At 53.8% G+C, this 23895-nt stretch carries 22 protein-coding genes; 8 read left to right on the top strand and 14 right to left on the bottom strand.

Going from position 1 to position 23895, the window contains the following annotated elements; all coding sequences use genetic code 11:
• The first annotated feature begins 387 nt into the window (after positions 1-387).
• Positions 388-1401: an IS110 family RNA-guided transposase gene (locus PJU73_RS02145; RefSeq protein ID WP_272607434.1), complete on the top strand. Its 1014-nt coding sequence runs from the start codon at positions 388-390 to the stop codon at positions 1399-1401.
• A 232-nt stretch (positions 1402-1633) separates the two neighbouring features.
• Here the strand turns inward: PJU73_RS02145 and rho are convergent, their stop codons facing one another.
• The 8 genes from rho to mltG all read right to left on the bottom strand — a co-directional run bounded on the left by rho (position 1634) and on the right by mltG (position 9983).
• A complete protein-coding gene (gene rho, locus PJU73_RS02140) occupies positions 1634-2893 on the bottom strand; it encodes a transcription termination factor Rho (protein ID WP_237091208.1) in 1260 nt (419 codons plus the stop codon).
• Between the two features lie 229 nt (positions 2894-3122).
• Complete coding sequence (locus tag PJU73_RS02135; protein ID WP_237091207.1) at positions 3123-4814, bottom strand: glutamine--tRNA ligase/YqeY domain fusion protein; 1692 nt, start codon at positions 4812-4814, stop codon at positions 3123-3125.
• A gap of 111 nt (positions 4815-4925) precedes the next feature.
• Complete coding sequence (locus tag PJU73_RS02130; protein ID WP_237091206.1) at positions 4926-5705, bottom strand: DeoR/GlpR family DNA-binding transcription regulator; 780 nt, start codon at positions 5703-5705, stop codon at positions 4926-4928.
• A 45-nt stretch (positions 5706-5750) separates the two neighbouring features.
• The gene (locus tag PJU73_RS02125) at positions 5751-6650 is read right to left on the bottom strand and encodes a LysO family transporter (RefSeq protein WP_237091205.1); all 900 of its coding nucleotides are present in this window, start codon (positions 6648-6650) and stop codon (positions 5751-5753) included.
• Between the two features lie 132 nt (positions 6651-6782).
• Positions 6783-7496 (bottom strand): GntR family transcriptional regulator, encoded by a 714-nt coding sequence (locus PJU73_RS02120; RefSeq protein ID WP_237091213.1) that lies wholly within the window; start codon positions 7494-7496, stop codon positions 6783-6785.
• Positions 7497-7718: 222 nt separating this feature from the next.
• A complete protein-coding gene (locus tag PJU73_RS02115) occupies positions 7719-8150 on the bottom strand; it encodes an OsmC family protein (protein WP_237091204.1) in 432 nt (143 codons plus the stop codon).
• 102 nt (positions 8151-8252) lie between these two features.
• Positions 8253-8882: a dTMP kinase gene (tmk, locus tag PJU73_RS02110; protein ID WP_237091203.1), complete on the bottom strand. Its 630-nt coding sequence runs from the start codon at positions 8880-8882 to the stop codon at positions 8253-8255.
• A gap of 105 nt (positions 8883-8987) precedes the next feature.
• Positions 8988-9983: an endolytic transglycosylase MltG gene (gene mltG / locus PJU73_RS02105; protein ID WP_237091202.1), complete on the bottom strand. Its 996-nt coding sequence runs from the start codon at positions 9981-9983 to the stop codon at positions 8988-8990.
• Positions 9984-10150: 167 nt separating this feature from the next.
• Between mltG and ampD the strand changes: the two genes are divergently transcribed.
• The 3 genes from ampD to ligA all read left to right on the top strand — a co-directional run bounded on the left by ampD (position 10151) and on the right by ligA (position 14656).
• Positions 10151-10723 (top strand): 1,6-anhydro-N-acetylmuramyl-L-alanine amidase AmpD, encoded by a 573-nt coding sequence (ampD, locus tag PJU73_RS02100; RefSeq protein WP_237091212.1) that lies wholly within the window; start codon positions 10151-10153, stop codon positions 10721-10723.
• Positions 10724-10904: 181 nt separating this feature from the next.
• Positions 10905-12074 carry a cell division protein ZipA C-terminal FtsZ-binding domain-containing protein gene (locus PJU73_RS02095; RefSeq protein ID WP_237091201.1) on the top strand — a complete coding sequence of 390 codons (1170 nt, stop codon included), beginning with the start codon at positions 10905-10907 and terminating at the stop codon, positions 12072-12074.
• Between the two features lie 143 nt (positions 12075-12217).
• Positions 12218-14656, top strand: coding sequence for an NAD-dependent DNA ligase LigA (ligA, locus tag PJU73_RS02090; RefSeq protein ID WP_237091200.1), 2439 nt, complete (start codon positions 12218-12220; stop codon positions 14654-14656).
• A gap of 384 nt (positions 14657-15040) precedes the next feature.
• Here the strand turns inward: ligA and xseA are convergent, their stop codons facing one another.
• Complete coding sequence (xseA, locus tag PJU73_RS02085; protein ID WP_237091211.1) at positions 15041-16396, bottom strand: exodeoxyribonuclease VII large subunit; 1356 nt, start codon at positions 16394-16396, stop codon at positions 15041-15043.
• Positions 16397-16562: 166 nt separating this feature from the next.
• Between xseA and lpxK the strand changes: the two genes are divergently transcribed.
• The 3 genes from lpxK to kdsB all read left to right on the top strand — a co-directional run bounded on the left by lpxK (position 16563) and on the right by kdsB (position 18766).
• On the top strand, positions 16563-17744 hold the full coding sequence (gene lpxK, locus PJU73_RS02080; protein ID WP_237091199.1) for a tetraacyldisaccharide 4'-kinase: 1182 nt from the start codon (positions 16563-16565) through the stop codon (positions 17742-17744).
• Between the two features lie 84 nt (positions 17745-17828).
• Positions 17829-18011, top strand: coding sequence for a Trm112 family protein (locus PJU73_RS02075; RefSeq protein WP_237091198.1), 183 nt, complete (start codon positions 17829-17831; stop codon positions 18009-18011).
• The gene (gene kdsB / locus PJU73_RS02070; protein WP_237091197.1) at positions 18008-18766 is read left to right on the top strand and encodes a 3-deoxy-manno-octulosonate cytidylyltransferase; all 759 of its coding nucleotides are present in this window, start codon (positions 18008-18010) and stop codon (positions 18764-18766) included. Before PJU73_RS02075 ends, kdsB begins: the two co-directional genes overlap by 4 nt.
• 262 nt (positions 18767-19028) lie before the next feature.
• On the opposite strand, the gene rfaD is transcribed toward kdsB, so the two are convergent.
• The 4 genes from rfaD to adk form a co-directional block, all read right to left on the bottom strand.
• Positions 19029-20033 carry an ADP-glyceromanno-heptose 6-epimerase gene (gene rfaD, locus PJU73_RS02065; protein ID WP_237091196.1) on the bottom strand — a complete coding sequence of 335 codons (1005 nt, stop codon included), beginning with the start codon at positions 20031-20033 and terminating at the stop codon, positions 19029-19031.
• Between the two features lie 58 nt (positions 20034-20091).
• Positions 20092-21054 (bottom strand): D-glycero-beta-D-manno-heptose-7-phosphate kinase, encoded by a 963-nt coding sequence (rfaE1, locus tag PJU73_RS02060; RefSeq protein WP_237091195.1) that lies wholly within the window; start codon positions 21052-21054, stop codon positions 20092-20094.
• A gap of 16 nt (positions 21055-21070) precedes the next feature.
• The gene (gene pyrF, locus PJU73_RS02055) at positions 21071-21811 is read right to left on the bottom strand and encodes an orotidine-5'-phosphate decarboxylase (RefSeq protein WP_237091194.1); all 741 of its coding nucleotides are present in this window, start codon (positions 21809-21811) and stop codon (positions 21071-21073) included.
• Between the two features lie 381 nt (positions 21812-22192).
• Entirely contained in the window at positions 22193-22840 is a 648-nt protein-coding gene (gene adk / locus PJU73_RS02050) for an adenylate kinase (protein WP_237091193.1), read from the bottom strand.
• Positions 22841-23009: 169 nt separating this feature from the next.
• On the opposite strand from adk, the gene PJU73_RS02045 reads away from it, so the two are divergent.
• Entirely contained in the window at positions 23010-23546 is a 537-nt protein-coding gene (locus PJU73_RS02045) for a gamma carbonic anhydrase family protein (protein ID WP_237091192.1), read from the top strand.
• A gap of 7 nt (positions 23547-23553) precedes the next feature.
• On the opposite strand, the gene PJU73_RS02040 is transcribed toward PJU73_RS02045, so the two are convergent.
• Positions 23554-23841, bottom strand: a complete 288-nt coding sequence (locus PJU73_RS02040) for a hypothetical protein (RefSeq protein WP_237091191.1) — start codon at positions 23839-23841, stop codon at positions 23554-23556.
• Positions 23842-23895 lie beyond the last annotated feature (54 nt).

Genomic DNA, 23895 nt, shown 5'->3' with positions numbered 1-23895 from the left:
TCAGACGGCATTCATGTGGAATTTAAAGTACACGTGCATGCTTAGGCAAGCACGCTACACACCGTTCCCTGTCCCGCTGGCGGGACGGGTGATTCCCTTGGGTTGTAATATTTTTTTGGTTAATTCACTATACCTTGAAACATAAGGTTTTGTTGGGTTACGCTCGTGCCTCGCTAACTCAACCTTGTATAAGAAACACCAACCACAAGATAAAATAAAAAGCCCCCGACAGAAGCAGCTATCAGGGGCGGGATTGAAAACAGAGTTGTACGCCAACCTTGGGCTTCAAAGCCCGCGACGTAGATAAAAGCCTGTTTTCAATGTCCAAACACCCCGAATAGTATCATAGACATGCTGTGCATAGTCTGCATTCACAAGGTTAGGAGCATGATGGACACCCCATTTTATTTTATCGGCATCGATATTGCCAAGTTAAAGTTCGATGTTGCGGTCAAAAAATCCGCAAAAGTGTATCAACACCACCGGTTTGAGAACCATCCTCAAGGATTTGCTGCTTTGAGCGAATGGCTGAACAGCTTTTCAGATAAGCCGCTCTATATCGTGATGGAAGCGACAAACGTCTATCACGAAAGGTTGTGCGAATACTTATATACGGCCGGACATTCGGTAGTCGTGATTAATCCCAAATGTGCCGCCAACTTTGCCAAAGGTTTGAACTTACGTTCCAAAACCGACAAAGCGGATGCCAAATTACTTGCCCGCTTAGCCGAAAGCTATGTTCATGAATTTGACCTGTGGCAACCGAAGGGCAATAACGAAAAAGCCTTATTGCGCCAACTTCGCCATCTCGAACATTTAAAAGCAGCGCTGACCAAAGAAAAAGTCCGGCTGCAGATGCTGTTGGACGAGTATGCAATGGTTTCGTCCGAACGTCTGATTGCTTTTCTTGAGTGCGAAGTCAAAACCGTTGAAACACATATTCATCAGTTGGTGAAACAGGATGATCAGTTGAAACACAACCATCGTCTGTTGAGCAGTATTCCCGCCATCGGCAAAACCACAGCCTGTTGGCTGCTCGCCATACTGGGCGACGGCACTCGGTTTAAAAATGGAAGGGCTGCTGCGACCTACGCCGGACTGACCCCGATGGTCAGACAATCGGGAACGAGTGTAGATAAGCGGGTCGGTATCTCCCGTATCGGACAGAGTGATTTGAGGAAGATACTCTATATGCCTGCGATGGTGTTTTGCTTCGGCATACATAAAGACAGTATTTACAGCCCGTTTGTCCAACGCTTGCTGGAGCGTAATAAACTGGCGAAAAAAGCCGTGATTGTGGCTCTGATGCGTAAACTCGTGACCATTGCCCAATCTGTATTGAAGTACCAACAACCCTTTAATGAAGAACGCTATGCGAAAATGTGTCTGGATAAGGCTTGATTTGTTGGGGGGCTTATAGTATCTACGCCTGCTTTTGTATGGAAAATTCGGTGTTTTAACTATATATAGCGGATTAACTTAACTTTCGCTACGGCGTTGCTGTGCCTTGCCGTACTACTTGTACTGTCTGCGGCTTGCTACCTTGTATCGAAAATTAATTAAATCCGCTATACATACCCTTGCTACAATAAAACAGGCCGTCTGAAAACGGTGTTTTCAGACGGCCTCGGGATTATTTGCCGCGCATCAGTTCAAAAAATTCATCGTTGTTTTTAGAATCTTTGAGCTTGCCGACCAAAAATTCGGTGGCTTCGATTTCGTCCATCGGGTGCAGGAATTTACGCAGCAGCCACATTCTCTGCAACTGGTCGTTCGGTACCAGCAGCTCTTCCCGGCGGGTGCCGGATTTATTGATGTTGATGGCCGGGAACAGGCGTTTTTCCGCCATGCGGCGGTCGAGGTGCAACTCCATATTGCCCGTGCCTTTAAATTCTTCGTAAATCACATCGTCCATACGGCTGCCGGTTTCTACCAAAGCGGTGGCGATAATCGTCAGCGAACCGCCCTCTTCCACGTTGCGTGCCGCTCCGAAAAAGCGTTTCGGACGGTGCAGGGCATTGGCATCTACGCCGCCGGTGAGGATTTTGCCCGAAGCGGGAACAACGGTATTGTAGGCACGAGCCAAACGGGTAATCGAATCGAGCAGAATCACCACGTCTTTTTTGTGTTCGACCATGCGTTTGGCTTTTTCCAGCACCATTTCGGCAACCTGCACATGGCGTTGCGCCGGTTCGTCAAAGGTTGAAGAAACCACTTCGCCCCGCACCGAACGGCTCATTTCGGTTACTTCTTCCGGCCGCTCGTCAATCAGCAGCACAATCAGTTCGGCTTCGGGGTAGTTGCTGGTAATCGCATGGGCGATGTTTTGCAGCATCACGGTTTTACCGGTTTTCGGCGGGGCAACCAGCAGTGCGCGCTGGCCTTTGCCGATTGGGGAAACCAAATCGATGGCACGGTCGGTCAGGTTTTCTTCGGCTTTAATATCCCGTTCGAGTTTGAACTGCTCGGTCGGAAACAGCGGTGTCAGGTTTTCAAACAGGATTTTGTGTTTGCAGGCTTCGGGATTGTCGCCGTTGATGGCATCCAAGCGTACCAGTGCGAAATAGCGTTCGTTGTCTTTCGGCACCCGCACGCTGCCTTCGATGGTGTCGCCGGTGTGCAGGTTGAAGCGGCGGATTTGGCTGGGCGAAACGTAAATATCGTCAGGGCCTGCCAGATAGGAAGTGTCGGCGCTGCGCAGGAAGCCGAAGCCGTCGGGCAAAATTTCCAGCGTGCCGGAACAGGTAAAACTTTCGCCCTGCTTCATCAGTTGGCGGACAATGGCGAATACCAAGTCTTGTTTGCGCAGGCGGTTGGCATTTTCAATGCCGTGCTGCTCGGCCATTTCCAACAATTTGGAAATGTGTAGGGTCTGTAATTCGGAAACGTGCATAATAGTTTGATTTGGTTTGGATTTTTAAGATTGGGAAGACAGGCGGCGGGTAGACCGTCTGAAAATGAGCATGCGGCCGCAGGCGGCGCAATTTTTCTGAAAGGGTGAATTGTATGTAGTTGCGGTCGGTGTGTCAAATCATATCGTGAAATCCGTCTCCGCCGGATTGCCGAAGCCGTCTGAAAAGCAGGTTTTCAGACGGCCTTTTGTCTGTTCAGACGCAAACCGTTCAGGCTTTCGGCGACCAAGAATCTTTCAGCGTTACCGTGCGGTTAAACACCGGTTTTTCGGTGCTATGGTCTTTGCGGTCGGTAACGAAATAGCCCAAGCGTTCAAACTGCCAGCGGCTTTCGGGCGGCAAGTCGGCGGCGGCGGGTTCGGCATAGGCGGTGATTTCCTGCACGGAATCGGGGTTTAGAAAATCGGTAAACGGTAAGTATTCGCCGTCTTCGCCACGCACGGCATCGGGGCGTTCGACGCTGAACAGGCGGTCGTAGAGGCGCACGGTGATTTCGGCGGCGTGTTCGGCGGATACCCAGTGAATCACGCCTTTGACTTTGCGGCCTTCGGGATTTTTGCCCAAGGTGTCGTGGTCGATGCTGCATTTGAGTTCCACCACTTTGCCCGCTGCGTCTTTTACCGCTTCGTCGCACTTAATCACATAGCCGTGGCGCAGGCGTACTTCGCCGCCGAGGGTCAGGCGTTTGAAGCCTTTGGGCGGCACTTCGGCAAAATCGTCGGCTTCGATATAGATGGTTTTCGATACCGGCACTTCCCGACTGCCCATTTCTTCGTGATTCGGGTGGAATGCGGCGCTGCGGCTTTGGGTGAGGCCGTCTGAAAAGTTGGTCAGGGTTACTTTGAGTGGGTTTAACACCGCCATCAGGCGGGGCGAGGAGTTTTCCAATTCTTCACGCACTGCGCCTTCCAACACGCTCATATCGACAATGTTTTCCGATTTGGAAATGCCGACCCGTTTGGCAAACAGGCGCAAACCTTCGGGCGTGTAGCCCCGACGGCGCATACCGGAAACGGTCGGCATACGGGGATCGTCCCAACCGCAGACGTGGCCGTCGGCAACCAGTTGGTTGAGTTTGCGTTTGGAGGTAATCGAATACAAGAGTTCCAAACGGGAAAATTCGTATTGGCGGGGGCGGGTGGCGTGCGGCGCAGGGATATTGTCCAACACCCAGTCATACAGCGGGCGGTGGGCTTCAAATTCGAGCGTACACAGCGAATGGGTAATGCCTTCGATGGCATCGGAAATGGCGTGGGTGTAGTCGTACATCGGGTAGATGCACCATTTGTCGCCGGTGTTGTGGTGGTGCGCACGGCGGATGCGGTAAATCACCGGATCGCGCATATTGATGTTGCCCGCCGCCATATCGATTTTCAGGCGCAGGGTTTTGCTGCCGTCGGCAAATTCGCCGTTTTTCATGCGCATAAACAAATCGAGGTTTTCTTCTACGCTGCGGCTGCGGTAGGGGCTGTCTTTGCCCGCCTGCGTCAGCGTCCCCCGATACTCCCGCATTTCCTCGGGTGTCAAATCATCGACATAGGCTTTGCCTTCTTTAATCAAACCGACTGCATAATCAAACAGTTGGTCGAAATAATTGGAAGCAAAACGAGGCTCGCCGGCCCACTCAAAACCCAGCCAGCGCACGTCTTCTTTAATCGAATTGACGTATTCGTCGCTTTCTTTTTCGGGGTTGGTATCGTCAAAACGCAGGTTGCACAAGCCGTCGTAAATATAGGCCAAACCGAAATTCAGGCAAATGGATTTGGCGTGGCCGATGTGCAGATAGCCGTTTGGTTCGGGCGGAAAACGGGTTTGCACGGCGCTGTGTTTGCCGCTTTTCAGGTCTTCTTCGATAATGGTGCGGATAAAATGATTGTCGGCAAATTGTTCTTTATTCAGCATAATCAGTCTTTAAATAGGGTTGTTTCAGGCGGAAAAGGCCGTCTGAAAATTGGAAAACGGAGCTGCTTCGGGTAAAGGGTTTATTGTACCCGAATCGGGCGGTTTGATAAATCAACACTCGACAGGCTGCGGAATCCGGCACTCGATGCCGGCACCGTCGAGAATTTTCTGCATGTGTTCTTCCAAAGGGCGGTCGGTAAACACTTTGTCGAAATCTTTAATCGAACCCAGCCGCACCAAGGCATTGCTTTGGAATTTGGAATGGTCCACGCCCAAAAAGCGTACCCGTGCATTGCTCATCATCGCCTGCATCACGCTGACTTCTTTATAGTCGTAATCCAGCAGCGAGCCGTCCTGTTCCACGCCGTGGGTACTCATCACCGCATAATCGACTTTAAATTGGTTGATAAAGTCCACCGTCGCCACGCCGGTTACGCCGCCGTCCAGCGGCCGCACCACGCCTGATGTGATGATTACGGTGTAATCGCTGCGTGCCGAAGCGGCCGAGGCAACATAGATATTATTAGTGATGATGCGCAGGTTTTTACGCTGTTTGACCAAGGCGGCGGCCACTGCTTCCATAGTCGTGCCGATGCTGAGAAACAGCGAAGCATTGTCGGGAATGTGTTCCACAATCATCTGCGCAATGGCGTTTTTCTCGTCCTGCAGGCTGCTGCGTTTGCCGCTGTGCAGCTCGCTTTCCAGAATATCGCCCATGGTCGCACCGCCGTGATAGCGGCGCAATACGTCTTCTTCGCTCAGGATATTGATGTCCCGACGGATGGTCTGCGGCGTTACGTCCAATATTTTTGCCAGCGCTTCGATCGACATATAGTGGTTTTCACGCACCAAGGCGATGATTTTTTCATGTCTTTGGATTCTTGGTTTCATGGCGGGTTCCTTTTGTCTGAATTTTGCCAAAATCTGTGAAACGCTTCAACCGAAAGACGAAAAAACCACCATCAGAAATGGGGCTGCCACGTTAATCAGAAAACCGGCACTGATCGCCAGCGGTACAACCTGCAAACCGCCCGCTCCCTGAATCACCGGCAAGGTAAAATCCAAGCTGGTTGCGCCGCCGATACCGACTGCGCTGCTCGGACAGCGCCGCATTAAAAGCGGTATGGTCAGCAGCGCCAGAAATTCCCGCCCCAAATCGTTCAACAGCGCCACGCTGCCCCACACGGCACCGTAGGCCTCGGTCATCACCAAACCCGACAATGAATACCAGCCGAAACCGGAAGCCATCGCCAGCCCCTGCGTCCACGATACTTCCGCTACGCAGGCGGCAAACAGCAGCCCGCCCGCCAGTGAAGACGCCATCAGCAGCAAACCGGTCTGCACGCCCCGCTTGTTAATCAGAACCTGACGGATTTTAATGCCGCTGCCGTTGAGCTGGATGCCCACCAGCAGCACCATCGCCATCAGGAAATACATCCCCGTTTTTTCCGGCGGAAGCCACGCCTGCGGCAACAGGCTGCCGAGGATAAAGCCGACCACAACGCACCCAAGCTGCTTGATACTGCCGGAAATGCTGACGCTGGTTTTACGTCCGCCCTCAAGCTGCCACGGATGGCGGCGGTCAAACCATACCAATACCACCAGATTCATGCCGATAATGCAGCCAAACAGCAGCAGCATTTGCCACAATATGGTATCCAAACGGGCAAACAGGTTTTCCACCTGCGACAGCGACACGCCGATCAGCAGCAAAATGATATACACCAGCAGGGTCAGAACTTTATCGATGGCGGGTAGCAAATGTTTCGGCACACGGATAAAAAATCCGGCAAACATCGGCGTTAATACCGAAACCAGCGTAATCAGGCTCTCCATTGTCTTCCTTTATTTTTTGTTTGAGCGGCATATACGAGGCCGTCTGAAAATGAGTGTGGCGGATTTCAGCTTCGCAGCAACTCACGACACTCGTTTTCAGACGGCCTTTGCGGCACAGAAAAACTGCGGCAATTATTCGTCTGCAGCAAAGCTGAGTTCCAAACGCTCGATACACGCAGTCAGATGTTTGCGCATGATTTTTACGGCACGGTTGCGCTTGCCGCCGACCAGCAGGTCCAGAATCTCACGGTGTTCGGAATGGGTATGGTCGTTGATGGAACGGGGTTCCTGCATACCGCACACCGCCACAATCAAAGACGAACGGGCGCACAGCGTGTTCATAATGTCAAACAATACATCGTTTTCCAACAGCCTTGCCAATTCGACATGAAACGCATTCGACAACCTGTTCCAGCCCACACGGTCGCCGCTGCTCGATGCCTGATGCTCCTGTTCAATCATCGCATACAGCGGCACCAGCCGCTTTTCCAACTCCGGCATTTCCGCCAGCATACTCAGAATCATGGTTTCCATTTCAATGCGGGCGTTGAACACATCACGCATTTCCTTCACATCGGGAACATGCACAAACGCCCCCCGATTGGGCTGCAAATCGACAATTTTATCGTGCGCCAGCAGCGACAGCGCCCCGCGCACGGTGTTTCTCGAACACACCATCTGGCGGCACAAATCCGACTCGGTCAGCTTTTTCCCCGGCAACAGGATATGGTCGGTGATGCCGTCCAAAATCGAAGCATACACCCGAAACAACTCCGAATCGTGGCGTTCTTCCAAAATCAGCGAAGACGTTGCCGGTGCGCTGCTGAGCGTTATTTCATTGTTCATCATAATTACTGTTCCCCTCACCCTTTCGGTGCAATAGCGGGTTATGTTTTATACTACTTAATAATTGTTGACAATCCTAAACAAAACTTGCACAATGCCCTTCAAAGAAATGCCAAGTTATTATAAAGGCAATAGAGAGAGAAGAAATCCGAATAAGCAGATATATTCACAGGTCGGGTCGGCGCTGAATATATCTGCTTATTTTTGCACGGGCAAACCGCCCTATTCGCCGTCTTCCGAAAGATTTTCAATTTCAAAACTGTGGCTTACCTTAGCCGCCTTGCCCAGCATAATCGATGCCGAACAATATTTTTCCGCCGACATTTCCACCGCCCGGGCCACTGCTTTTTCCTGCAAATCCCGACCGATAACCTTGAAATGAATATGGATTTCGGTAAACACTTTCGGCACACTTTCGGCACGTTTTGCCGTTACCGTCGCCTGACAATCTACCACTTTTTGCCGCTGTTTTTCGGCAATCATCACCACATCAATGCTCGAACAGCCCGCCACGCCCAACAGCAGCATTTCCATCGGACTGGGGCCTCTGCGGGTTGCACCCTCTTGGGTCAAACCTTCCATCACCACGCTGTGGCCGCTTTCAGTCGAGCCGACAAAACACATTCCGTCCAGCCATTTTGATGTTACCTGCATGATTTTCCTTCTAAAATAATCGAACCGGAGGTTTTGCCGCCATTCAGACGGCACCGCCGGTTTTGAAACAATGACAACGATATAGGGGCGTTTGCAGCGATTTCAATACGCACACGCCTGAAAGTGGCGGCACAACACCGCTTCGACATCCGCACGCACCGCCGCCAAATCACGATTACCGTCCACCACCGCATAACGTTCGGGCGCAGCGGCGGCACGATGCAGATACGCCGCCCGCACCCGAGTGAAAAAATCCGCCTGTTCCTGCTCGAAGCGGTCTTTTTCACGGGTTTGGCTGATTCTCGCCATCGACACCTCCAGCGGCACGTCCATCAGCAGCGTCAAATCCGGCCGAAAATCCTGCTGCACCCAGTTTTCCAAGATTTCAATCTGCTTGAAATCCAAGCCCCGACCGCCGCCCTGATAGGCAAAGGTGGCATCGGTAAACCGGTCGGACACCACATGCACACCCTGCTCCAACGCCGGTAAAATCACCTCTTCCAAATGCTGGCGGCGGGCGGCAAACATCAGCAGGGTTTCGGTATGCAGGCTCACTTTGGTTGCCGGATTGAGCAGCAGCGCACGCAGGGCTTCGCCTATCGGCGTGCCGCCCGGCTCGCGGGTAAACAGCACCGGCAGCTTGCGCTCTTCAAACCAGTTCCGAATCACCGCCAGATTGGTGGATTTTCCCGCGCCGTCGATGCCGTCCAAAGTGATAAATTGTGCTTTCATGGCTGTGGTTTTCTTAAATGTTTGCGATTGAGGCCGTCTGAAAAACGAGCGGAACACATTTCTGCAAGGCAAAACCGTTTCCCGTTTTTCAGACGGCCTATCAGATTATTTTTTCAGGATATATTTACGCACCGCCGCATTGTGTTCATCCAAAGTATGGCTGAACTGGCTTTTGCCGCTACCGTCCATTTTCGATACGAAATACAGATAGTCTTCCTGCGACGGGTGCGCCGCCGCTTCCAGAGCCGCTTTGCCCGGCAGGGCAATCGGTGTCGGCGGCAGGCCGCTGCGGGTGTAGGTATTATAAGGCGTATCCCGCCGCAAATCGGCTTTGCGGATGCGTCCTTTATAGGCGTTGCCCATGCCGTAAATCACAGTCGGGTCGGTTTGCAGGCGCATACCGATGTCGAGACGGTTGACAAACACCGCCGCCACATGCGCCCGATCGTCGGCATGGCCGGTTTCTTTTTCGATAATGCTCGCCATAATCAGCATTTCATACGGATTGTGGTACGGCAGGCCGCTGCGGCGCTCGTCCCACGCCGCCTGCAGACGGGTTTTCATTTTCTGATAGGCGGCTTTGTAAATCTGCAAATCGCTGCTGTCGGCATCAATTTCGTAGCTGTCGGGGAAAAACAGGCCTTCAGGATGGCTGTGTTCCGCCTGCGGATCAACCGCTTGGATAATTTCCTCGTCGCTCCAGCCCGCCGTATCGTGGCGCACATTTTCGGCGGTATTGATGATTTTGCGCATGGCGGCAAAGCGTGTGCCTTCGACAATTTTCACACTGACCGTGTCCGGATGCGCACCCCGCAGCCGCTGCAGAATATCCCAAGCGGAAACGCTTTTAGGCAGGCGGTAACTACCGGTATGCAGCTGGTCGTGTACACCCAAGGCATATGCCGCCAATACCAATACATGGCGGCTGTACACCGCATCATCGTCCGCCAGCTTTTGGCTGACCGAAGAAATGCCCTGATTAGGCGCAACTTTGATCCGGTAGCCGCCGGCGTTTTCTTTCGGCAGAAACAGCAGCACCGCCACGGCAACCGCCGCCAAGATAAAAATCAAAACCGCCCGTTTAAACAATTTTTTCAACATGGTAGGATTACAAAATTAAAATTCGGCAACAGTATAACCGAAGCGCAGTATTTTGCCGATATTTTCCTGCTCCCACTGCAGGCAGTGTTGTGCAGAAACCCTTTTTTCAGACGGCCTCGGCACGCTCCCGCCCCAAGCCGCCCCATTTTCCGAAAGGTCTTTTCCCGATGAACACGCCAACCGCATGGCAAAACGGCCGCTGGTTGCCCGCCCGCCAAGCCGCCTCGCCCAATTTTTCCGCCCGCTCCCCCGATGAAACCGTGTCGCTGGTGGTGCTGCACAATATTTCCTTGCCGCCTTTTGAATACGGCAGCCCGGCCGTCGAGCAGCTGTTTACCAATCAAATCAAGCCCGACGACAACCCGTTTTTCAGTGTCATTGCCCATTTGCAGGTTTCCAGCCATTTTCTGATTACCCGTCAAGGCGAAGCAGTGCAGTTTGTTTCCTGCGACGACATGGCGTATCACGCCGGCATTTCTTCGTTTGCCGGTCGGGAAAAATGCAACGCCTTTTCCATCGGCATCGAACTGGAAGGCTGCGATTTCGAACCGTTTACCGAAATGCAGTACCAAACGCTGCATACCCTGCTGGACGAACTGTGCCGACAGTATCCGATTCAGGCGGTAACCGGCCACCAAGACATTGCGCCCGACCGCAAAACCGACCCCGGCCATTTTTTCGACTGGCAGCGGCTGATTGAAGCCGGTTTTCCGGTAGAGCGTGAACATCAGGCCGTCTGAAAACGAGCAAAGCAAATTTCAGCGAAGCTAAAATTCATTCGTCTCATTTTCAGACGGCCTATAGTGGATTTGCGATAACGAGAATTTGCTGCGACAACTGTCAAATTTCGTTATAATCGGCATACCTGTATCCGCCCGCAGCGGTATGATGTAACCCAATCTTTACAAAAGTGATGACAACATGATTATTATCGTTTTAGGCCTCGCCGTTATCTTGGCTGTAATCATCTACAATATGTACCAAGAAAACCAATACCGCAAAAACGTCAACGAACAGTTCGGCCATTCCGACAAAGATGCCCTGTTGGAAAGCAAAACCAATCATGTCCGCGACAGCGGCGAAAAAGGCGGTACGGGTCTGTTTATCAAAAAACCGAAAAAATCCGAAGCCGCCCTGCGCAATCTCCAAGAGCAGGACGAGCTGTTTGCCGCCAAACAGAAACAGGCAGCAGAAAAACAGGCCGCCGACAGCAAACCGGCCGCAACGCCTGCGCCGCAAACCGCCGCCGTTGCCGACCAGCCGGTTACCATCGAAGAATTGATGCAGATTGATTTGCCGTGGTTCGATTGCCGTTTCGACTATCTGGCATACGTCGTACCGGCACAACCGCAGGAACTGCACACCCTACCCCGCCTCTCCGAACACCACCGTTTCCAAATCATCGGCTGCACCACCGACGACCGCTTCCAAGTCGCCGAGCCGATTCCGGGCGTGTATTACCAAGGCTTTATCATGGGCGTGCAGGCAGTCAGCCGCAACGGTTTGGCCGCAGTTGAAGAATTGGAACACTTCAAACGCCAAGTGGACGCATTCGCCCAATCCGTCAATGCCCAAGTACGCCACACCGATTTGGCGCAATTTACCGAAGTAGCACAGGTTTTAGACGCTTTCTGCGCCCGCGTGGACCAAACCATCGCCATCCACCTGATTTCCCCTTCGGGCATCAGCGGCAGCGAACTGCGTACAGTTGCCGAATCCGCCGGTTTCCAACTCAATGCCGACGGCACATTCCACTACCCGGGCAGCGGCAGCCGTCCGCTGTTTACGCTGGCCAGCAGCGACAACGTCCAATTCAGCGAAGCCCTGCTCGCTTCCCAAGCCTATCGGGGCTTCAGTATGCTGTTTGACATTCCGCACGTTCCGGCAGGCGGCAAAGCCTTCGACCACTTTATCGAACTGGCGGGCGTATTGTCCGAGCAACTGAATCTGGACTGGGTCAACGACAAACAGGAAAAAATTTCCGCCGAATGGATTAAAAACGCCGGCGAATACATTGCCGCCCGTCAGGAAGAAATGCTGAAAATCGACATCAAACCCGGCAGCCCCGCCGCCCGCCGACTGTTTTCCTGATTCATTCCGGCAGGATTTCCCAAATCCGACACGCTCCGGTTTAAGCAAAGCACAAACCCCGCAGGTTTGTGCTTTGTTATCAACGGCAGCCAGACCCAATCCAAGGTGATTCCACCCCACCGCCTCCGCTGAAAAATACCGCCATGAAACAACGCATTGACGAACTTACCGCCCAGCTCAACCGCTACGCCTACGAATATTACACATTAGACGCACCCAGCGTTCCCGATGCCGAATACGACCGACTGTTTCGCGAACTGGAAGCCTTGGAAGCCGCCTATCCCGAATACCGTTTGCCCGACAGCCCGACCCAGCGTGTCGGCGGCGAACCCTTGCCCGAATTTCAAAGCGTGCGCCACCGCATTCCCATGCTCTCATTGAGCAATGCCTTTTCGCCGCAAAACGAAGACGGCGTATTCGACCACAGCGAAATGCTGGCATTTGACGAACGTGTGCGCAACGGCTTGGGCGGAGAAACACCCGAATATGTTATCGAACCGAAATTCGACGGCTTGGCAATCAGCCTGACTTACGAAAACGGCCTGCTGGTGCAGGCAGCCACACGGGGCGACGGCGTATCGGGCGAAGACGTTACCCGCAACGTGAAAACCATTGCCAATATTCCGCTGCGGCTGCACGGCGGCGATGTTCCCGAATTTTTGGAAGTTCGGGGCGAAGTATTGATGCTGAAAGCCGATTTTATCCGCCTCAACGAATTTCAGACGGTCAACAATCAAAAACTGTTTGCCAATCCCCGCAACGCCGCCGCCGGCAGCCTGCGCCAGCTCGATTCCAAAATCACCGCCAAACGCCGTCTGCACTTTTTCGCCTATTCCATTGCCGAACAACAAGGCGGCAAAACGCTGCATACCCATTTTGACGAACTGGTATTGCTCAAAACACTGGGCTTCAGTTTGCCCGACGGCAATTACAACGTCTTCCCCAACATCGGCAGCGTGTTGGCATTTTACGAAGCCATGCAGCACAAACGCCCGTCGCTCCTCTACGAAATCGACGGCATGGTGATTAAAGTCAACAGCTTGGCGCAACAGGAAACCTTGGGCTTTATCTCCCGTGCGCCGCGCTGGGCAGTGGCACACAAATTTCCGGCAGAAGAAGCATTGACCCAAGTCGAAGCGATTGACGTACAAGTCGGCCGCACCGGTGCCGTTACTCCCGTGGCACGCCTGAAACCGGTATTTGTCGGCGGCGTAACCGTTACCAACGTTACCCTGCACAACGAAGGCGAAGCCCAGCGCAAAGACGTTCGGGTCGGCGACACCGTCGTCGTGCGCCGTGCCGGCGACGTGATTCCCGAAATCGTGCGGGTTGTCTTCGAACGCCGCCCGATGAAACACGCCGCAACCCAATCCAACCCGCAAGGCGACTTGTTCGGAGCAATTACGGAAGCAAGGCCGTCTGAAAATCAAGTGCCGCTACACCCGCAATACCGCTTGCCCGATACTTGCCCGATTTGCAGCAGCGACATCGAAAAAGAAGAAGGCGAAGCCGTAGCCCGCTGCAGCGGCGGCATGCTCTGCGCCGCCCAGCGTGCGCAGTCGCTGATTCATTTCGCCTCACGCAAAGCAATGGACATCGACGGCTTGGGCGACAAACAAATCGAAGCCTTGGTCGCCCAAAATCTGGTGCAGCATTTCGCCGACCTCTACCGCCTCGACATTCCCACCCTGCAAAAAATGAAAGAAAACGCCGAAAGCAGCGAAACCATGCCGTCTGAAAACCCCGCCACAGCCTTATCAGACGAAGCACCAACCGGCAAAACCGCCAAAAAACAGCCCGTCAAATGGGCGCAGAATATTCTGGAGGGCATCGAAAACAGCCGCCGCCCCGAATTGGCACGTTTCCTGTTTGCACTCGGCATCCGCCACGTCGGCGAACGCACCGCCAAATCACTGGCACAAGCCTTCGGCAGCCTCGAAACCGTCCGCCTCGCCCCCGAGCCGCTGCTCGCCTGTCTCCCCGACATCGGCAACATCGTCGCCCGTTCCATCGCCCACTTTTTCGCCCAAAGCGAACAGCAACGCCAAATCGACGAACTGCTCGCCGCAGGCGTTACCCCGCAAACCCAAGCCATTACCCTACCGCTTGCCCGCTACGCCGCCCCCGAAAAATGGCTCGCCCGCCTACCCGGTTTCAAAATCAGCGAAACCAAAGCCACCGCCCTGTGGGAACTTTCCGGCCAATCCGTCAGCGGCCTTTTGACCGACAAAGCCCTACCCGCCGAATGGCAAAACTGGCGCAACCAAGCCGAAAACCACCGTTTGCTGCAAAACATCGAACAATTCCTCGCCGCCATGCCGTCTGAAAACGACAGCGGCAACACCGCCGCCGAATCCCCCGCCGCAGGCAAAACCTTCGTCCTCACCGGCACCCTCCCGACCCTCAAACGGGATCAGGCACAAGCCATGATCGAAGCCGCCGGCGGCAAAGTCTCCGGCAGCGTCTCCAAAAAAACTGACTTCCTCGTCGCCGGCGAAGCCGCAGGCAGCAAACTCGAAAAAGCCAACGCCCTAGGCATTACCGTGTTGGACGAAAACGCTTTATTAGCCCTGCTGGGCTAAAGTCCGTTTAAAAACCCCAAACAGAAGCCGCCTGAAACCCAAGTTTTCAGACGGCTTGTTTCTTTGATTTCAATGAGTGAGATATTTTTTAAAATTAATAGGCGTTATAGTTAAAACACCGAATTTTCTGTACAAATCGGCAAGCTAAGTTGGTCCACCTGCACTTTGTTCCCCGTCCCGCTGGCGGGAAGGGGCTAGGGGAAGGGTGGCTCGATGTGGTGTCATATTTTTTCGGTTGATTTACTATAATTCTCGCTAATCTATCAACAAACCCTTGCATACTTTAACACGTATGCTACAAATAGCTTTAAAAATCATAGATAAATCAAGAACTGCTCTCGTTATCTTACGCAAGTCCGCTGTTGGGTCAAACCTCACGCCGGATTATGAAAAATCAAACAAATCGGGTTGTGCCTGTTCGCCGGTAACCCGTACATCGGTTTCTCCGTCGGCAAAGATGAGGTGCAGTTTTTGTCCCTGTTTCAAGTCGGCGGCGTGGCGGACGATTTGTCCTCTGCCGTTTTTGACGATGGCAAAGCCCCGTTCCAAAATATGTTGCGGCGACACGGCCTGCAACAGGTCTTGTTGGCGGATCAGTTGTTGCCGTTTCAATTCAAGAAGTTGGCGGAACGATTGCGATAAGGCCGTCTGAAAATGGCTGCATTGCTGCTGCGCCGCCGAAATATCGGGGCGCAGACGGGCAAGAGTTTGCTGGTGCTGCTGAAATTGTCGGGTATGCAGGCGGTGGTTTTGCTGCATGGCAAAACGCAGGTTTTGCGCCAGCGCAACGAGGTGTTTTTGCCGTTCCTGCAGTTTTTGGCCGGGGTGGTACAGGCGGCGGGCGAGCCAGTCGAGTTTTTGGGCGGCATCGTAATAGCGCTGCTGCAGGGCGGTTTTCAGACGGCCTTCGGCCTGCGCCAGCCGTTGCAGGGCGGCGGCACGGTCGGGGCTGACCAATTCGGCGGCGGCGGTCGGCGTAGGCGCACGCACATCGGCGGCAAAATCGGTGAGCGTAAAATCGGTTTCGTGGCCGACACCGCTGACAATGGGAATCGGACAGGCCGCTACCGCCCGCACCACGATTTCTTCGTTAAATGCCCATAAATCTTCAATGCTGCCGCCGCCCCGACAGATAATCAAAACATCAACTTCGCTGCGGCTGGCCGCCGTTTGGATTGCCTGTGCAATCTGTTGTCCGCTGCCTGCGCCCTGAACCGCTGTCGGATACACGCAGACGGGAATATCGGGCGCACGGCGTTTAAGCGTGGATACCACATCGCGCAGCGCTGCGGCGGCAAGACTGGTAACAATGCCGATGCGGCTCGGCTGCGGCGGCACAGGTTGCTTGCGTTCCGCCGCAAACACGCCTTCGGCCTGCAGTTTGGCTTTCAGTTTTTCATAGGCTTCGTAAAGTTGCCCCAAACCTTTCAGGCGGACTTCGCTGACGGTAATCTGAAATTCGCCCCGTGCCTCGTAAATGCTGATTTTCCCCGAAATTTCAATATGATCGCCTTCTTTCAACGTCGCCGCCAAACGGCTTGCCACACCTTTGAACATGGCACAGCGCACCTGCGCCCGACTGTCTTTGAGCGAAAAATAGATATGGCCGCTGGCGGCACGGGTCAGATTGGATACTTCGCCCGCCACCCACAAGCCGAACAGGTTGTTTTCCAATAAGTTTTTTGCCAAACGGTTGAGTTCGGACACGGAAACGGCTTCGGCGGCAAATAATTCGGGCATCATGATTCGGGATTTCGGGCGGAAAAGCTCGGATTATAGCAAAAATACGTTTTTCCCATAATGCGGTGTGTCCGTACTTTTGTTTTGGCTCGACAATCCGTTTGACCGTATGCCCATTCGGCGATACCATCAACGCCACACCAACCGCAATTTTTCAGGCAGGGCGATGTCGCAACTTCATCAACTTATCGAACAACACTGGCAACAGCCGAAACGGTGGCTCAGTTGCCTGCTCAAGCCGTTTTCGCTGCTGTTTGCCTGCGTAGCGGCGCAGCGCCGCCGAGCGGCTGCAAAAGGCCGTTTGAAAAGCGAGCGTTTGCCGGTTCCGGTGGTGGTGGTCGGCAACATCCACGCTGGCGGAACGGGGAAAACGCCGATTGTGGCGGCGCTGGTCTCGGCGCTGCAGCAGCGGGGCGTGAAAGTCGGCATCATCAGTCGGGGCTACGGTCGCAAAAGCCGTGAAGTCTATGTGTTGAACCAACATAGCAGCGCCGCAGATGCCGGCGATGAGCCGCTGCTGCTGTACCGCAAAACCGGTGCGCCGACAGCGGTCGGAAGCCGCAGGGCGGAGGCCGGGCGGGCATTGCTGGCGGCGTATCCCGATATAGAACTGATTGTCGCCGATGACGGTTTGCAGCATTATGCCTTGCAGCGGGATATTGAAATTGCCGTGTTTCCAAGTGCCGATGTCGGGCGCAGCGGTTTGGACGTATTGCCCAACGGCCCGCTGCGGGAACCTTTGCAGCGGTTGAACTCGGTGGACGCAATCGTGATCAGCGGCGGCGGTTCAGCGCAAAAATTATCGGCGGCGGCACATTTTTGCAGCCGGATTGAAGCCGGGGAAATCTACCGCCTGAACAATCCGCAACAAAAATGGCACGCAGGCCGTCTGAAAATGAGCGAAGCGAGTTTCTGCGCAGCCAAAACCGAAAGTTTCGCCAAAATGAGCGAAGCGAGTTTCAGCGAAGCTAAAATGAGTGCAGCAAATTTCAGTGCAGCCAAAACCGAAAGTTTCTCCCCAACCAACACAAACGAAACCAACCCGGCCCCGACCATCGCTGCATTAGCAGGCATTGCCAAACCGCAGCGTTTTTTTGATACGCTGGCTTCGCTCGGCATCACGCCTGCGCAAACCGTTATCCTGCCCGACCATGCCGAAATTCGGGAACAGGATTTGCCGCAGGCCGACAGAGTGCTGATTACTGAAAAAGATGCTGTAAAATTAAGCGGCGAAGCAGCAGAAAATGTGTGGGTTTTGCCCGTTTGTGCGATAATCGAACCCGATTTGGCGGCATTTGTTTTAGGCCGTCTGAAAATGGAAACCAAATACCCGAGCGAAAGCAGTTGATACCCGAATGCAAAACGGCGGCTGCTTTCCCGAAACCGGCCGTCAGTACAGTTTTACCGTTATCAATACGAAAGCAAACAAACCATGGAAAAACGCTTTTTAGACATTTTGGTCTGCCCCGTAACCAAAGGCAAATTGGAATACCACCCAGACACGCAGGAATTGTGGAGCCGTCAGGCCAAGCTCGCCTACCCGATTCGCGACGGCATTCCTTATATGCTGGAAAACGAAGCCCGACAACTGAGCGCAGAGGAGCTTGAAGCATGACCGAATTTGTCGTTCTGATTCCCGCCCGCCTCTCGTCTTCCCGCCTGCCCAACAAAGCATTGGCCGATATTCACGGCAAACCGATGGTGGTGCGGGTGGCCGAACAAGCCGCCAAAAGCCGTGCTGCACGAATCGTAGTGGCAACCGACCATCAAGACATCGCCGATGCCTGCGCCGCCCACGGCGTAGAAGTGGTGATGACTTCCGACAAACACGAAAGCGGCACCACCCGCCTTGCCGAAGCCGCCAAACGCCTCAACCTGCCGCAACACCTGATTGTTGTCAACGTGCAGGGCGACGAGCCGCTGATCAATCCCGAACTGATCGACCGCACCGCCGAAGTCTTGGTCGAACACAACGTCCAAATGGCCACCGCCGCCCACCCGCTTGCCGATTTCAGCGAATTTATCAACCCCAATGTTGTAAAAGTGCTGCTCGACAAAAACCGCAACGCTATCTACTTCAGCCGCGCCCCGATTCCCTATCCGCGCGACACCATGCGGGAAAACCTGCCCGACCTCCCTAAAGAAACCCCCGCCCTGCGCCATATCGGCATTTACGCCTACCGCACCGGCTTTCTGCAACGCTACGCCGAAATGAACGTCTCCCCGCTGGAAAACATCGAATCGCTCGAACAGCTGCGGGTATTGTGGCACGGCTTCCCGATTGCCGTAGAAATCACCGACCACGCCCCCGCCGCCGGTGTCGATACGCAGGAAGACCTAGAACGGGTGCGGGCCGTATTTTTGGGTTGATGAAATTGGAATAGATGGGTTGGGATGGTTGTGAGAGGCCGTCTGAAAACCGATTTCCTACACAGACCCCAATTATTCTCTCATTTCAACCATAAGACCAAGCCGTCTGAAAACCAAGTTTTCAGACGGCTTGTTTCTTTGATTTCAATGAGTAAAAGATTTTCAGGATTGGCGGGAATGGGGTTCTAATCCGCCGTGTAACAACCCTGTGCGTGCTGCGGCACGCATGATAGAAATATTATTCATTAAAACAATGTTTTACTCACCCCTGATTTTCCAGCAGCCATGCGACATAGCGGCTGACGCCTTGTTTGACATCTAAGAAGTCTTCCTGATAACCGGCTTCCCGCAGGCGGGTGATGTCGGCTTGGGTGAAACTTTGATATTTGCCTTTGAGGGCATCGGGGAAGGGTACGTAGCGGATGAGTTCTTCTTCGATCAGCTCTTCCAGGCTCATTTCGGGTTTGCCTTCGGCGATGCGGCAAGCGTTGACGGTGGCGGCGGCGAGTTCGTTAAATGGTTGGCTGCGGCCGGTGCCGAGGTTGAAAATGCCTGATAATTCGGGGTGGTCGAAGAAAAACAGGTTGACTTTGGTTACGTCTTCTACGCTGACGAAGTCCCGGGTTTGTTCACCGTTGCCGTAGCCGTCGTTGGCACCGAAGAGGCTGACGTAGCCGTTTTCCCGATATTGGTGGAAATGGTGGTAGGCAACTGATGCCATACGGCCTTTGTGTTGTTCGTGTTGTCCGTAAACGTTGAAGTAGCGGAAACCGGCGGCTTGGGCGGTCAGGCCTGTTTTCATGCGACGGCGCAACACTTGGTCGAACAGGAATTTGGAATAGCCATAGACATTGAGCGGTTTTTCTAATTCCCGCTCTTCGCGGAAGATTTCGCCTTTGCCGTAAACGGAGGCGCTGGAGGCATAGAGAAAAGGAATGCGTTCGTCTTGGCACCAGTCGAATAAGTCGAGGGTGTATTGGTAGTTGTTGTCCATCATATACAGGCCGTCGTGGTTCATGGTGTCGGAACATGCGCCCTGATGGAATACGGCTCTGATGTCGTCATACGGCAAGGCGTGTTGGCGCACCAGACGGATAAATTCGTGTTTGTCGAGATAGTGGGCGATTTCGCATTCTGCGAGATTTTTGAATTTTTCGCCTTTGCTCAGGTTATCGACGGCAACAATGTCGGTAATGCCTCTTTGGTTGAGGGCTTTGATGATGTTGCTGCCGATAAAGCCGGCGGCACCGGTTACGATAATAGTCATGTTGTTTTCCTTTTCCAATCGGTTTTCAGACGGCATGGTTGAGGCCGTCTGAAAACGGTTATTCTTCTGCCAGTGCGGTGGTCAGTTCGTCAAACGAGCATACTGCCGTCCCCAGTTTGGCCACGACCACACCGGCGGCGGTGTTGGCAAGGTGCATGGCTTCGGGGAGCGTCAGGCCGGCGGCGATGCCCAAGCCCATACCGGCAATCACGGTGTCGCCTGCGCCGGAAACGTCATAGACTTCCTGCGCCCGGGTCGGTTGGTAAACCGGTTCGTTTTGGTTAAACAGAGTCATGCCCTCTTCGCTGCGGGTGAGCAATACGGCATCTAATTCCAAATGGCGGCGCAGGGATTGGGCTTTTTCGGTCAGCTCGGTTTCGTTTTTCCAACTTCCAACCACTTCTTTCAATTCTGCCCGATTGGGGGTAATCAGGGTGGCACCGGCGTATTTTTCATAATCGCCGCCTTTGGGGTCGATTAAGACGGGTTTGCCTGCCTGTTTGGCCCAATCGATCATATCGGCGATGTGGGTCAGCCCGCCTTTGCCGTAGTCGGAAAAAATCACGGCATCGTATTGCGGCAACAGGCTGCGGTATTGCGACTGCACCTGCGCCAGAATTTCGTCTTGCGGCCATTCTTCAAAATCGAGGCGGATCAGCTGTTGGTTGCGGGCGACAACACGCAGTTTGACGGTGGTGGCAATGCTTGCGTCCCGCATTAAATGGGCGGCCACGCCTGCCTGCGTCATCAGGCCTGCCAATGCATCCGCCGCTTCGTCCTGCCCGCAGACCGACAGCAGCGCTGCCTGCCCGCCCAGCGAGGCGATATTGCGGGCGACATTGGCGGCACCGCCCGCCCGCTGATCCATTTTGTTGATTTTCGCCACCGGCACCGGTGCTTCGGGCGAAATGCGGGATACGTCGCCAAACCAGTAGCGGTCGAGCATCACATCGCCGACCACCAGCACTTTGGCTTGGGCAAACTGCGCTGCCAGTGTTTCGTTGTGGAATGTCTGTGCCATAAACTTTGCTGCCTGTTTAGATGCCGTCTGAAAATACGCTGCGGTTTACTTCCCGCAACACGGCAATCGGATCGGCGGCACGGGTAATCGGCCGCCCCATCACCAGATAGCTCGAACCCGCTGCCAATGCTTGTTGCGGGGTCATAATACGGCGTTGGTCGTCATTGTTGCCGGCGATGTCCAAGCGGATGCCCGGCGTAACCAATACAAACTCCTGCCCCAGCGCCTGCCGCAGCGGTGCGGCTTCGTGCGCCGAGCAGACTACGCCGTCCAAGCCGGAGCTTTGCGCCAGTTTTGCCAGACGCAATACTTGTTGTTCCGGCGTGATGTCCAAACCGATTTCCGCCAAATCACTCTGCTCCATGCTGGTCAGCACGGTTACGCCGATCAGCAGCGGTTTTTCCCGATATCCGGCAACGGCTTCCGCCGCTGCTTCCATCATGCGACGGCCGCCCGAGGCGTGCATATCGACCATCCACACGCCCATTTCGGCGGCGGCTTTACACGCCTGCGCTACGGTGTGCGGAATGTCGTGGTATTTCAAATCGAGAAACAGCTTGAAGCCCTGTGCAATCAGCTTTTCCGCCAGCGGGCGGCCGGTGGCGGTAAACAGTTCTTTGCCGATTTTGATTTGGCACAGCTGCGGGTCGAGGGTGCGGACAAATTCCAGTGTGCTTTGTTCGTCGGCGAAATCCAAGGCGACAATCACAGGCGTGTGCTGCGTCGGCATATTCGGGTCGGTTATCAGAGGATTCATGTTTTTTCCGTATGATCAATGAAGTGAAATAAGGGAAACCGGTTTTCAAAATTGACGGCATTGTGAAACAACCGGACAAGCACAGCAAGGTAAGCACTCTTTTTCACGACCCATTCCTGATTGGGAGCGGGGAAGCGGATTGCGGAATTCAGCAGCGGTACAGCCTTACTGGATTATCGTGCTTTATTCGGTGTTCACTTGTAAAAAACATCACAACACAGCGAACCACCCTTCCCCTAACCCCGTCCCGCCAGCGGGACGGGGAACAGCGTGCAGGGTAGCCCAGCCTGTTGCCTATTCGTTCAAGCCGATTTTAACAGCTTTTTCATTACAAAGGCCGTCTGAAAATCATATTTTTCAGACGGCCTTGTCATACGGTTTTTACTTGCCTAAAGCAGACAACACTTCGGCTTTGACGGTTTCTACCGCCTGCGTACCGTCCACTTTGATGTATTTCGGGGCGTGTTCGCCTTCCAGTTTGCTGTAAAAGCCTACCAATACTTCGGTTTGCTCGTGATAAACCTGCAAACGTTTTTTCACGGTTTCTTCTTTGTCGTCATCACGCTGAATCAAATCTTCGCCGGTTACGTCGTCTTTGCCTTCGACTTTCGGCGGATTGTAGCTGATGTGGTAGGTACGGCCCGAAGCCAGATGCACACGGCGGCCGCTCATGCGGTCGATAATCACGCCGTCCGGCACATCGATTTCGACCACGGCATCCAAATCCACGCCTGCTTCCACCATCGCTTCGGCCTGCGCCAGCGTGCGGGGGAAACCGTCAAACAGAAAACCGTTGGCGCAATCGTCTTGCGCAATGCGTTCCTTCACCATGCCGATGATGATGTCGTCCCGCACCAAACCGCCTTCGTCAATGATTTTTTTGGCTTCCAAACCCAGCGGCGTACCCGCTTTAATCGCCGCACGCAGCATGTCGCCGGTGGAAATTTGCGGAATGCCGAACGCTGCGGTGATGAATTGCGCCTGAGTGCCTTTGCCGGCGCCGGGTGCGCCCAATAACAATACTTTCATGATTATCCTTTGAATGGTTGTGTTGATTAGCTGAAGTTATCGGTAACATCTTAATACTTAACAGGCCGTCTGAAAAGGTGTGCAGGCGGATAAATCGCCGATTGGGGGATTTTTTGATATAGTTTACGGTGAATTCACATATATCAAACAAGCCTTGAGGGTTGAAACAATGAATATCCGCTCTTTCCGCAACCATACCCCGCAAGTGGGGCAAGATGTGTTTATCGACTCTTCCGCCGTGGTCATCGGCGATACCGTATTGGGCGATCAGGTTTCCGTTTGGCCCTGCGTGGTGATACGGGGCGACATCAACGGCATCCGCATCGGCAAGCGCACCAATATCCAAGACGGCAGCGTGCTGCACGTTTCCGGCCCGACAAATGATAATCCGCAACACGGTATGCTGATGATCGGCGAAGACGTTACCATCGGCCACAACGCCACCGTCCACGCCTGCACGCTCGGCGACCGGGTGTTAATCGGCATGGGCAGCGTGATTTTGGACGGTGCCGAAATCGGCAGCGACACAGTGATTGGCGCAGGCAGTGTGGTTCCGCCGCGCAAAAAACTCGAAGGCGGCTGGCTGTATATGGGTTCGCCGGTCAAAGCTGTTCGGGCGCTCTCTCCCGAAGAACGTGCCGCCCTGCTGACTTCCGCTGAACGATATGTCGCTTTGGCGGGGGAATTTCTGGCAGAAAATCCTTGATGGCCGGTTAATGCTTAAACGGCAGCCACAGGCGTGCCAACAGATACATCAGCGCCCCCCCGCCGCCGAGCAGGAAGAACACAATGCCTTTTTTGCGGGCGTTCGGGCAGAGCCAATAAACGGCAAGGCTGAAACTCAAAAACAGCGCCGTTACCCGCCACACCAGCGCCCGATTTTTATATTGGTTTAACGTGTGGGTTTCGGTGAGCATCACATACATTTGCCACACCGCTGCGGCACACATGCTGATAATCCCGAACGGGATAAATAAAATGCCTAAAATTTCTTTACTCATAGATTGATGCCGTCTGAAAAAGGTATAGTGAAATAACCAAAAAAATATTACACC

This window comes from Neisseria lisongii (genome assembly GCF_028463985.1).
In the GTDB taxonomy this organism is placed as follows: Bacteria; Pseudomonadota; Gammaproteobacteria; order Burkholderiales; family Neisseriaceae; genus Neisseria; species Neisseria lisongii.
The sequence above is the reverse complement of the archived record's forward strand: the minus strand, read 5'-3'. Positions and strand labels throughout refer to the sequence as shown.